At 59.8% G+C, this 11,962-nt stretch carries 11 protein-coding genes; 10 read left to right on the forward strand and 1 reads right to left on the reverse strand.

What is annotated here, in order from left to right; all coding sequences use genetic code 11:
• Positions 1 to 125: 125 nt before the first annotated feature.
• A complete protein-coding gene (locus AC3ISI_RS02605) occupies positions 126 to 737 on the forward strand; it encodes a trimeric intracellular cation channel family protein (protein WP_007945604.1) in 612 nt (203 codons plus the stop codon).
• On the opposite strand, the gene queG is transcribed toward AC3ISI_RS02605, so the two are convergent.
• Positions 719 to 1,798: a tRNA epoxyqueuosine(34) reductase QueG gene (gene queG / locus AC3ISI_RS02610; RefSeq protein WP_489335352.1), complete on the reverse strand. Its 1,080-nt coding sequence runs from the start codon at positions 1,796 to 1,798 to the stop codon at positions 719 to 721. The genes AC3ISI_RS02605 and queG overlap by 19 nt on opposite strands.
• Positions 1,799 to 1,861: 63 nt before the next feature.
• Here queG and AC3ISI_RS02615 point away from each other — a divergent pair, with 63 nt between their 5' ends.
• The 9 genes from AC3ISI_RS02615 to hflC all read left to right on the forward strand — a co-directional run bounded on the left by AC3ISI_RS02615 (position 1,862) and on the right by hflC (position 11,931).
• Complete coding sequence (locus tag AC3ISI_RS02615) at positions 1,862 to 3,361, forward strand: NAD(P)H-hydrate dehydratase (RefSeq protein WP_489335353.1); 1,500 nt, start codon at positions 1,862 to 1,864, stop codon at positions 3,359 to 3,361.
• The gene (tsaE, locus tag AC3ISI_RS02620; protein WP_489335354.1) at positions 3,349 to 3,819 is read left to right on the forward strand and encodes a tRNA (adenosine(37)-N6)-threonylcarbamoyltransferase complex ATPase subunit type 1 TsaE; all 471 of its coding nucleotides are present in this window, start codon (positions 3,349 to 3,351) and stop codon (positions 3,817 to 3,819) included. The genes AC3ISI_RS02615 and tsaE overlap by 13 nt, the downstream gene beginning before the upstream one ends.
• A 30-nt stretch (positions 3,820 to 3,849) precedes the next feature.
• A complete protein-coding gene (locus tag AC3ISI_RS02625) occupies positions 3,850 to 5,250 on the forward strand; it encodes an N-acetylmuramoyl-L-alanine amidase (RefSeq protein WP_489337616.1) in 1,401 nt (466 codons plus the stop codon).
• Positions 5,247 to 7,157, forward strand: a complete 1,911-nt coding sequence (mutL, locus tag AC3ISI_RS02630) for a DNA mismatch repair endonuclease MutL (protein ID WP_489335355.1) — start codon at positions 5,247 to 5,249, stop codon at positions 7,155 to 7,157. Before AC3ISI_RS02625 ends, mutL begins: the two co-directional genes overlap by 4 nt.
• Entirely contained in the window at positions 7,157 to 8,128 is a 972-nt protein-coding gene (gene miaA, locus AC3ISI_RS02635) for a tRNA (adenosine(37)-N6)-dimethylallyltransferase MiaA (protein ID WP_489335356.1), read from the forward strand. Before mutL ends, miaA begins: the two co-directional genes overlap by 1 nt.
• Before the next feature lie 93 nt (positions 8,129 to 8,221).
• Positions 8,222 to 8,482, forward strand: coding sequence for an RNA chaperone Hfq (gene hfq / locus AC3ISI_RS02640; RefSeq protein ID WP_007902656.1), 261 nt, complete (start codon positions 8,222 to 8,224; stop codon positions 8,480 to 8,482).
• A gap of 12 nt (positions 8,483 to 8,494) precedes the next feature.
• Positions 8,495 to 9,796, forward strand: coding sequence for a ribosome rescue GTPase HflX (gene hflX, locus AC3ISI_RS02645; RefSeq protein ID WP_489335357.1), 1,302 nt, complete (start codon positions 8,495 to 8,497; stop codon positions 9,794 to 9,796).
• A gap of 96 nt (positions 9,797 to 9,892) precedes the next feature.
• Entirely contained in the window at positions 9,893 to 11,062 is a 1,170-nt protein-coding gene (gene hflK, locus AC3ISI_RS02650) for an FtsH protease activity modulator HflK (protein ID WP_489335358.1), read from the forward strand.
• A complete protein-coding gene (gene hflC, locus AC3ISI_RS02655) occupies positions 11,062 to 11,931 on the forward strand; it encodes a protease modulator HflC (RefSeq protein WP_489335359.1) in 870 nt (289 codons plus the stop codon). The genes hflK and hflC overlap by 1 nt, the downstream gene beginning before the upstream one ends.
• The last annotated feature ends 31 nt before the right edge of the window (positions 11,932 to 11,962 follow it).

Here is an 11,962-nt window from a genome sequence, read left to right on the forward strand (position 1 = left end):
GAGCGGGCTTTCCCGCGATGGCGTCCGCACAGACACCCTCAATGATTGAATTGATTCTCAGGCGCCCTCTTATGGGGCATCGATGAAGTGAGTAGACTGCGCGCCTTTTTGCAAGGACCGCCGCCATGTTGCTGATGCTCTACCTGATCGCCATCACTGCTGAAGCCATGACCGGTGCACTGTCTGCCGGTCGACGTGGCATGGACTGGTTTGGCGTGGTGTTGATTGCCTGCATCACGGCGCTGGGCGGCGGCTCGGTGCGCGATGTGCTGCTCGGACACTATCCGCTGACCTGGGTCAAGCACCCGGAATACCTGGTGCTGACCTCAATCGCGGCGATGTTCACCGTCTTCGCTGCGCGCTGGATGCGTCATCTGCGCTCGCTATTTCTGGTGCTCGACGCCGTGGGCCTGGTGGCGTTTACCCTGATCGGCTGTATGACCGCGCTGGAAATGGGCCACGGCATGCTGGTAGCGTCGGTCAGTGGTGTGATCACCGGCGTGTTCGGCGGCATCCTGCGCGACATCTTCTGCAACGACATCCCGCTAATCTTTCGCCGAGAGCTCTATGCCAGCGTCTCGTTCGCGGCGGCGTGGTGCTACATGCTCTGCATCTACTTGCAATTACCGGGTGAGCAGGCGATTTTGATCACGCTGTTTGGTGGTTTTCTGCTGCGGTTGCTGGCGATCCGTTTCCACTGGGAAATGCCGAAGTTCGTCTACAACGATGAGGCTTGACGGTCGGCATGTTGCTTCAGCGCCCATTCGACATGTTCACGCACCAATTCCGACGGGTAATCCTTGCGCGCCTTCAACGCTTCCAGCACAGGAATGCTCGACGGCGCATTGCCCAACCCCACCGCCAGATTGCGCAACCAACGCTCATACCCCGCTCGGCGTAACGGCGAACCTTCAGTGCTGCTGAGGAATTTATCCTCATCCCACATAAACAGCTCGGCCAATTGCGCATTGTCCAGATTGTGCCTTGGCTTGAAGTCGCTTTCGCCGGACGGACGGGCGAAACGGTTCCATGGGCAGACGATCTGGCAGTCATCGCAACCAAACACCCGGTTGCCGATCAGTGGCCGCAGATCTTCCGGGATCGCGCTTTTCAGTTCGATGGTCAGGTAGGAAATGCAACGCCGGGCGTCCAGTACGTAAGGGCCGACGAAGGCGTTGGTCGGGCAGATGTCGAGGCACGCGGTGCAGCGGCCGCAATGTTCGGTGGTGTGGGGCGGATCGACCGGCAATGGCAGATCGACAAACAGCTCGCTGAGGAAGAAGTAACTGCCGGCCTTGCGATTCAAGACCAGGGTGTTTTTGCCGATCCAGCCAAGGCCGGCCTGTTCGGCGATGGCTTTTTCCAGCACCGGAGCGCTGTCAACGAAGGCGCGGAAACCAAACGGGCCAATCTGCGCCTGAATTTTGTCGGCCAATTGTTGCACGCGTTTGCGGATCAGCTTGTGGTAATCGCGGCCCAAGGCATAACGCGACACGTAGGCTTTTTCCGGTTGGCCCAGCATTTGCGCCATTTTGGTGTCGCCGGGCAGGTAGTCCATGCGTAGGGAAACCACACGCAAGGTGCCGGGCACCAGCTCTTCCGGATGGGAGCGTTTGCTGCCGTGGGCGCCCATGTAGTCCATTTCGCCGTGGTAGCCGGCGGCGAGCCAGCGCTCCAGGTGCTGCTCATGCTCGGCCAGGTCCAGGCCGCTGATGCCGACTTGTTGAAAGCCCAGCTCGCGGCCCCAGTCCTTGATGGATTGGGCGAGGGCGGGCAGGTCTGTGGTAATTGCGGGCATGAGACGAGAGAAACCGGAGCTGAGGTGCGTATAATTCTGCCAGACATCGGAGCCCGAAGACGCATGCCGCACACTAAAGATGATTTACCCGACGCGCTGTATAGCGCTGCGCAGGTCCGAGGGCTCGATGCGAGCCTGATTGCGGGAGGCACACCGGGCTTCGAGTTGATGCAGCGCGCGGCGCGGGCGACCTGGCGTGCACTGGTCCGGCAGTGGCCATCGGCGAATGAATTGAGTGTGCTGGCCGGTCAGGGCAATAACGCAGGTGACGGTTATCTGGTGGCGGTACTGGCCCGGCGTGCGGGTTGGTCGGTGCGGGTGCTGGCGGTCGGAGATCCTCAGCGTTTGCAGGGGGACGCGGCATTGGCGCATGCCGAGGTCGTTTCCGAGAACATTTTGATTGAGTCTTGGACTGCTCAGACTGAACTGCGCGGTATTGTGCTGGACGCGTTGTTGGGCACCGGTCTGACGGGAGTGGTCCGAGCGCCTTACGCGGACGCTATCGCGAAGATCAACGCTTGCGGTTTATCGGTGGTGGCGGTGGATATCCCTTCGGGCCTTTGCGCCGATACCGGTCGAGTCCTCGGTGCGGCGGTGCAAGCCGATCTCACTGTGACCTTCATCGGGTTGAAGCTGGGGCTGTTCACCGGTGATGCCGCAGACGTCGTCGGTGAGCTGGTTTTCAACGATTTACACGCCGATCCACAGCTGGTTGAGGTCGCTTCGATCAGCGCTCGTCGCCTGACGGCCGGTAACTTGCCGCGTCTTGCACCGCGAACGCCGACTGCCCACAAAGGCAAATTCGGCCATGTGTTGCTGATCGGTGGTGATCGCGGTTTGGGTGGTGCGATCCTGTTGAGCGCCCAAAGCGCCCTGCGCAGCGGGGCCGGTATGGTCTCCGTGGCCACTCGCAGAGAGCATGTCGGCGCCGCGCTGGCTAGAATTCCTGAAGCCATGGTGCTGGGCACTTCATCGGCCAACCAGCTGATGGAACTGCTGCAAAAAGTTTCCGTACTGGTGGTCGGTCCCGGCTTGGGGCAGGCTTCCTGGGGGCGCAGTTTGCTCTCGGCGGCGGCCAATGCGCCGTTGCCGCAAGTCTGGGACGCCGATGCGTTGAACATGCTGGCCGAAGAACGCGTGAATTTGCCCAAGGACTGCGTGATCACGCCGCATCCGGGCGAAGCGGCGCGGTTGCTTGGGATCAGCACCGCCCAGGTGCAGGCTGATCGCCCGGCGGCGGCGCATGCGCTGAGCAAAAAATATACAGCTGTCGTGGTGTTGAAAGGCGCCGGCAGCCTGGTCGCCAGCCCCGATGGGCGTCTGGCGTTGTGTCATCAGGGTCATCCGGCCATGGCGGGGGCCGGTCTGGGCGACGTGCTGGCCGGCTTGGTCGGCGCGCTGTTGGCTCAAGGCACGCAGGCGTTCGACGCCGCGTGCCTGGCGGTCTGGCTGCACGCCAATGCGGGTGAGCAGCAAGGTAAAAATGGCCGTGGGCTGGCGGCCAGTGATCTGATCCCGGCCATTCGTCAGTTGTTGGAGGAGCAAGCACCGTGTCTGAAGTAACCCTGTACCTGGCTGATGAAGAAGCGATGACTGCCTTTGGTGCGCGCATCGCAAAAACCACCCAAGGACACGGTCTGATTTTTCTGGAAGGCGACCTGGGGGCGGGTAAAACCACGTTGTCGCGGGGTATCATCCGCGGCCTGGGGCATGAAGGGGCCGTGAAAAGTCCGACCTTTACCCTGGTCGAGCCCTATGAGATCGGTGACATCCGCGCCTTCCATTTCGACTTGTACCGTTTGGTCGATCCTGAAGAGCTGGAGTACCTCGGCATTCGCGACTACTTCGAGGGCGATGCGCTGTGCCTGATCGAATGGCCCGATAAAGGTGCAGGCTTTTTGCCAAAGCCCGACCTGACCATTACCATTAGCCCGCAAGACAGCGGGCGTTCGCTGAGAATTTTGTCCCAGGGCTCGCGTGGCGAGGCCTGGTGTGCCGCTTTGGCATTGGAAATCAATTAAATGATGGGGTCTGGTATGCGCTTTCGCGCGATGGTAGCTGCCGTAGGATTGTTGTTTTTGGCGGTAACCGTCGATGCTGTGGCCGACGCGAAGGTCAATAGCGTTCGCCTGTGGCGGGCGCCGGATAACACACGGCTGGTGTTCGACCTGACCGGGCCTGTGCAGCACAGCGTTTTCACCCTGACCGCTCCTGATCGGCTGGTGATCGACATCAATGGTGCGACACTCGGTGCGCCGCTGAACGTCAACACCTCAAATACCCCCATCACCGCCATGCGCTCGGCTCAACGTACGCCGACCGACCTGCGTGTGGTCATCGACCTGAAAAAGGCCGTTACCCCGAAAAGCTTCTCCCTGGCCCCGAACGCCCAATACGGCAACCGTCTGGTGGTTGACCTGTTTGATAGCGCTGCCGATGCCTCGCCGTCGCCAACACCGACCCCTTCGGTCGCCACGGCGCCGGCAGTGCCGGTCACGCCAGTTGAACCTGCGATCAAGCTTCCACCCGCACCTGCCGGCAAGCGCGACATTCTTGTGGTGATCGATGCCGGTCACGGCGGCGAAGACCCGGGCGCCTCAGGCTCGCGCGGTCAGAAGGAAAAAGACGTGGTATTGGCCATCGCCCGTGAATTGCAGCGTCAGGTCAACGGCATGAAAGGCTTCCGCGCCGAACTGACCCGCACCGGCGACTACTTCATTCCACTGCGCGGCCGTACTGAAATCGCCCGCAAGAAAGGCGCCGACCTGTTCGTTTCGATCCACGCCGACGCCGCGCCTTCGGCCGCCGCCTTCGGAGCTTCGGTATTCGCCTTGTCTGATCGTGGCGCTACATCGGAAACTGCCCGCTGGCTGGCGGACAGTGAAAACCGCTCCGACTTGATCGGCGGTGCTGGCAACGTCAGCCTGGATGACAAGGACCGCATGCTCGCAGGCGTGCTGCTCGACCTGTCGATGACGGCGTCGCTGACGTCCAGCCTGAACGTCGGCCAGAAAGTGCTGAGCAACATCGGTCGTGTCACTCCGTTGCACAAACAGCGTGTGGAACAGGCCGGGTTCATGGTGCTGAAGTCGCCAGACATCCCGTCGATCCTGGTCGAAACCGGGTTCATCTCCAACGCCAACGAAGCCTCGAAGCTTGCGGCATCGAATCACCAGCAGGCGCTGGCGCGTTCGATCAGCAGCGGCGTGCGCCAGTTCTTCCAGCAGAATCCGCCACCGGGCACCTACATTGCGTGGCTGCGTGATTCCGGAAAAATCGCTCAGGGCCCGCGTGATCACCGAGTGAATCCGGGTGAAACCTTGGCGATGATTGCCGTGCGTTATCAAGTGTCGCCAGCGACGCTGCGCAGCGCCAACAACCTGTCGAGCGATGAGCTGAAGATCGGTCAGCACCTGACCATTCCAGGCACTGAGTTGGCGGCCAAAGAATGAACCAGGTCGTGACCAGCAGCGCTCGCATCGAGCTGCTCAGCCCGCGACTGGCGAACCAGATTGCTGCTGGCGAGGTGGTTGAGCGCCCGGCTTCGGTGATTAAGGAGCTGCTGGAAAACAGCCTCGACTCCGGCGCCAAACGTATCGATGTCGATGTCGAGCAGGGTGGCGTCAAGCTGCTGCGTGTGCGCGATGACGGGAGTGGTATTTCTGCCGATGACCTGCCGCTGGCCCTGGCCCGCCACGCCACCAGCAAGATCCGCAATCTGGAAGACCTTGAGCAGGTCATGAGTCTCGGGTTTCGCGGTGAAGCGCTGGCGTCGATCAGCTCTGTCGCGCGCCTGACTCTGACGTCCCGCACCCGAGATGCCGATCAAGCCTGGCAGGTCGAGACCGAAGGCCGGGACATGGCGCCTCGTGTGCAGCCGGCGGCTCATCCAGTGGGTACCTCGGTGGAAGTCCGCGACCTGTTTTTCAACACCCCGGCGCGACGCAAGTTTCTCAAAACCGAAAAAACCGAATTCGATCACCTGCAAGAAGTGATCAAGCGTCTGGCGCTGGCGCGGTTCGACGTGGCGTTCCATTTACGTCACAACGGCAAAACCATCCTCAGCCTGCATGAAGCTCATGACGATGCAGCCCGCGCCCGGCGCGTGGCGGCGATTTGCGGTTCAGGTTTCCTGGAACAGGCGCTGCCGATCGAAATCGAGCGCAATGGCCTGCATTTGTGGGGCTGGGTCGGTTTGCCGACGTTCAACCGCAGCCAGGCGGACTTGCAGTACTTCTTTGTGAATGGCCGTGCGGTGCGCGACAAACTGGTGGCCCACGCGGTGCGCCAGGCTTATCGCGACGTGCTGTTCAATGGCCGGCATCCGACGTTCGTGCTGTTTTTTGAAGTGGATCCGGCGGGCGTCGACGTCAATGTGCACCCGACCAAGCACGAAGTTCGCTTCCGGGACGGGCGCATGGTTCACGATTTCCTCTATGGCACCTTGCACCGTGCTTTGGGCGATGTGCGACCGGAAGATCATCTGGCCGCACCGGTGGCGACGGCCATCGTGCGACCGACCGGCCTGGATGCCGGTGAGTTTGGCCCGCAGGGCGAAATGCGCCTGGCGGCCAATGCGCTGCTGGAGCAGCCTCAGGCGCAGCCGTCGTTCAATACCCCGGCTGGCTCGGGCGCTGGCGCCGGTTATCAGTATCAATACACGCCGCGGCCTCAGTCCGGGGTGCCGGTCGCCGAAGCTCAGGCCGCCTACCGCGAGTTTTTTGCGCCGCTGCCTGAGGCCAACGCGGTCGCACTGCCGGCCGGGCAGGACGACATCCCGCCACTGGGTTATGCACTGGCGCAGCTCAAAGGTATCTACATCCTTTCGGAAAACGCCCAAGGGCTGGTGCTGGTGGACATGCATGCGGCTCACGAGCGGATCATGTACGAACGCCTGAAAATCGCCATGGCCAGCGAAGGCCTGAGCGGTCAGCCGCTGCTGGTACCCGAGTCTTTGGCCGTCAGTCAGCGCGAAGCCGATTGCGCCGAAGAGCACGTCGCGTGGTTCCAGCGTCTGGGCTTTGAATTGCAGCGCCTGGGGCCTGAGACGCTGGCCATCCGGCAGATCCCGGCCTTGCTCAAGCAAGCTGAGGCCAATCGATTGGTCAGTGATGTACTGGCGGACCTGATGGAATACGGCTCCAGCGACCGGATTCAGGCGCATCTGAACGAGCTGCTCGGAACGATGGCCTGTCACGGCGCGGTGCGTGCGAATCGGCGCCTGGCGATCCCGGAAATGAACGGCCTGCTGCGCGACATGGAAAACACCGAGCGCAGCGGTCAATGCAACCATGGCCGACCGACCTGGACCCAATTGGGCCTGGACGATCTGGATAAACTCTTCTTGCGCGGTCGTTGATGAACCAGCTCCCTCCAGCGATTTTTCTGATGGGCCCGACCGCTGCGGGCAAGACCGACCTGGCCATCGAACTGACTAAAGTCCTGCCTTGCGAGCTGATCAGTGTCGATTCGGCGCTGGTCTACCGGGGCATGGACATTGGCACTGCCAAACCTTCGAAAGAAATTCTGAGCGAATTCCCGCACCGTTTGATCGACATTCTTGACCCGGCCGAGAGCTATTCGGCCGCTGATTTTCGCCGTGATGCCCTTGAAGCCATGGCCGAGATCACTGCGCGGGGAAAAATTCCGCTGCTGGTGGGCGGCACAATGCTCTATTACAAGGCTTTGGTCGAAGGTCTGGCAGACATGCCGGCGGCTGATCCGGATGTCCGTGCGCAGATCGAGGAAGAGGCTGCACGCCTTGGCTGGCAAGCCCTGCACGAACAATTGGCAGTCATTGATCCGGAATCGGCGGCGCGTATTCATCCGAACGATCCGCAGCGACTCAGTCGAGCGCTGGAAGTTTATCGCGTCAGCGGTCAGAGCATGACTGAACTCCGGTTGCGACAAACTGCGCAAAGTACTGAAGCAGCCGCTTCGGGACTGCAACAATTGCCCTATACTGTCGCGAACTTGGCCATTGCTCCGGCAAATCGCCAGGTACTGCACGAGCGAATTAAACAAAGATTCACGAATATGTTGGAACAGGGATTCATTGATGAGGTCGTAGCCCTGCGTAAGAGAAGTGACCTGCATTCCGGGTTGCCGTCTATACGTGCAGTAGGCTACCGACAAGTCTGGGATTACCTGGATGGCAAGCTGACGCAAGCCGAGATGCAGGAACGTGGAATCATTGCCACGCGCCAATTGGCAAAGCGTCAGTTCACCTGGCTGCGCAGTTGGACTGATTTACACTGGCTGGACAGTCTCGATTGCGACAATCTGCCGCGCGCCTTGAAATACTTGGGGTCCATCTCCATATTGAGGTGAGACCTTTCAATTGCCGTCTATCCTTGGGGGTGTGACGGCTAAAGCCATCTGTTTACCTATTTTTTATATTGAATCCTTAAAGGAGTGCGGCACATGTCAAAAGGGCATTCGCTACAAGACCCTTACTTGAATACTTTACGTAAAGAGAAAGTTGGGGTGTCCATCTACCTGGTCAACGGTATCAAACTGCAAGGCACGATCGAGTCTTTCGACCAGTTCGTTATCCTGCTGAAAAACACCGTGAGCCAGATGGTTTACAAACACGCTATCTCTACAGTGGTGCCGGTTCGTCCAATTCGTCTGCCTAGCGCAACCGAATCCGAAGCAGGTGACGCTGAGCCAGGTAACGCCTGATAGGAGTCTCCTTTGTTCTTTGAGCGCCACGGTGGTGGTGAGCGAGTCATCCTCGTTCACTTGGATGGACAGGACCCTGAGGCGCGCGAAGATCCGCAGGAGTTTCAGGAATTGGCTAATTCGGCCGGCGCCGAGACCGTTGCGTTTTTTAACGTGCCGCGTCATCGGCCAACCGCCAAATTCCTCATTGGCAGCGGCAAGGTCGAGGAGCTGCGCGACCTGGTCAAGGCCGAAGAGGCCGATCTGGTGATTTTCAATCACATCCTCACGCCCAGTCAGGAACGTAACCTTGAACGTGTGTTCGAGTGTCGCGTGATCGACCGTACCGGTCTGATTCTCGATATTTTCGCCCAGCGCGCCCGTACCCATGAAGGCAAGCTCCAGGTAGAACTGGCCCAGCTTGACCACATGAGCACCCGGCTGGTTCGTGGCTGGACTCACCTTGAACGCCAAGGTGGCGGTATCGGCATGCGTGGACCGGGTGAAACCCAGCTGGAAACCGACCGCCGTTTGCTGCGGGTTCGCCTGCGACAGATCAAGGGGCGGCTGGAGAAAGTGCGCAGCCAGCGCGAACAGTCGCGACGTGGCCGTATGCGTGCGGATATCCCTACCGTGTCGCTGGTGGGGTATACCAACGCCGGTAAATCCACGCTCTTCAATAACGTGACGAAATCCGACGTCTACGCGGCTGACCAATTGTTTGCCACGCTGGACCCGACCCTGCGCCGTCTGGATTTAGACGATCTGGGGCCGATTGTCCTGGCGGACACCGTGGGTTTCATTCGCCACTTGCCTCACAAGCTGGTCGAGGCATTTCGGTCTACTCTCGAAGAGTCGAGCAACTCCGACCTTTTGTTGCACGTAATCGATGCGGCCGAACCCGATCGCATGTTGCAGATCGAGCAGGTGATGGTGGTGCTGGGCGAGATTGGTGCCCAGGACTTGCCGATCCTCGAGGTCTATAACAAACTCGATTTGCTTGAAGGCGTTGAGCCACAAATTCAGCGCGACGAAAACGGTAAACCCCAGCGGGTATGGCTGTCGGCGCGTGATGGCACGGGTCTGGAATTGCTTGAGCAAGCCATTGCCGAGTTACTCGGCAGTGATTTGTTTATTGGCACCTTGCGCTTGCCGCAACGTTTTGCTCGACTGCGTGCGCAGTTTTTCGAAGTCGGTGCGGTACAGAAAGAAGAACACGACGAAGAAGGCATCAGCTTGCTGGCCGTTCGCTTGCCACGGGTCGAGTTGAACCGATTGGTGAGCCGCGAAGGTTTGCAGCCGAATGACTTCATCGAGCAACACACTTTGCAATAAAAGCCTGAGAAAGCGGTTGTGCCGTGGTGACAGGCATTCTGTAGCATTGGTCGGCGCGCCGTGGGTGCGTCTTTGCTTTATCAGATGGAGAGCGCTATGGCTTGGAATGAGCCGGGTGGCAACTCGAATAATCAGGATCCTTGGGGTGGCAAGCGCCGCAATAACGGCGACCGCAAGGGACCACCGGATCTCGACGAGGCCTTCCGAAAGCTGCAGGAAAGCCTGAACGGGTTGTTCGGTGGTGGTAAGAAACGTGGTGATGACGGCGGTGGTTCGGGCAAGAGCGGCGGCTTCGGCGGCATTCTTGGCATCGGCCTTGTCGTGTTGGCGGCCGTTTGGCTGTACAGCGCGGTCTACGTCGTTGACGAGCAGGAGCAAGCCGTGGTGCTGCGCTTCGGCAAGTACTACGAAACCGTCGGCCCGGGCCTGAACATCTACTTTCCGCCGATCGACAAAAAGTACCTGGAAAACGTTACGCGTGAGCGTTCGTACACCAAGCAGGGGCAGATGCTGACCGAAGACGAGAACATCGTCGAAGTGCCGCTGACCGTGCAATACAAGATCAGCAACCTGCAGGATTTCGTGCTGGATGTCGATCAGCCGGAAATCAGCCTGCAGCAAGCGACAGACAGTGCCTTGCGTCACGTGGTGGGTTCTACCGCCATGGACCAGGTGCTGACTGAAGGTCGTGAGTTGATGGCCAGCGAGATCAAGGAGCGTCTGCAACGCTTCATGGATACCTATCGCACCGGTATCACCGTTACCCAGGTCAACGTTCAGAACGCAGCGGCACCGCGTGAAGTCCAGGAAGCCTTCGATGACGTGATCCGTGCCCGTGAAGACGAGCAGCGTTCGCGTAACCAGGCTGAAACCTATGCCAACGGCGTCGTGCCGGAAGCCCGAGGCCAGGCCCAGCGTATCCTCGAGGATGCCAATGGTTACCGTGACGAAACCGTCTCGCGCGCCAAGGGTGAGGCCGATCGCTTCACCAAGCTGGTCGCCGAGTATCGCAAGGCCCCTGAAGTGACCCGCGAGCGTCTGTATCTGGACACCATGCAGGAAGTCTTCACCAACACCAGCAAGGTACTCGTGACCGGCAACAAGAATGGCCAGAGCAATCTGCTGTACTTGCCGCTGGACAAGATGATTCAAAACAGTTCTGGCGGTAATGCGCCGGTAACCGGTTCGGCCGCAGCCTCCAGCAACACGGATGTCGTGCCGCATGCTACTGACCTGCCGCAAACGCGCACAAGGGAGACCCGCTGATGAGCAATAAATCGCTGATCGCCCTTATTGTCGGCGTCGTCGTGGCGATCGCTGCCTGGAATTGCTTCTATATCGTGGCTCAGACCGAGCGTGCGGTGTTGCTGCAGTTCGGTCGCGTGGTCCAGGCTGATGTTCAGCCGGGCCTGCATGTGAAGGTGCCTTACGTTAACCAGGTGCGTAAATTCGACGCACGTCTGATGACGCTGGATGCACCGACGCAACGCTTCCTGACGCTGGAAAAGAAAGCCGTCATGGTGGATGCCTTCGCCAAGTGGCGCGTGAAAGATGCCGAGCGCTTCTACACCGCAACTTCTGGTCTCAAGCAAATCGCCGACGAGCGTCTGTCCCGTCGTCTGGAGTCAGGCCTGCGTGACCAGTTCGGTAAGCGCACGCTGCATGAAGTGGTTTCCGGTGAGCGTGACGCGCTGATGGCTGACATCACCGCTTCGCTGAACAAGATGGCGGAAAAAGAACTGGGTATCGAAGTCGTCGATGTTCGGGTCAAGGCCATCGATCTGCCGAAAGAAGTGAACCGCAGCGTGTTCGAGCGTATGAGCACCGAGCGTGAGCGTGAAGCTCGCGAGCACCGCGCCAAGGGTAACGAGCTGGCAGAAGGCATCCGTGCCGACGCCGATCGTCAGCGCCGCGTGTTGCTGGCTGAGGCCTATCGTGAATCTGAAGAGGTTCGCGGTGACGGTGATGCCCAGGCATCTGCGATCTACTCCAAGGCTTACGGCCAGGATCAGGAGTTCTACGCTTTCTACCGTAGCCTGCGCGCCTACCGTGAAAGCTTCGCGAACAAATCCGACGTCATGGTCCTGGACCCAAGCAGCGACTTCTTCCGTTACCTGGAAAAAGCCAAGCCTTGATACCGCGTTGACCTGAATCATCCCCCGCCTG

The organism is Pseudomonas sp. GL_139_B, assembly GCF_057834475.1.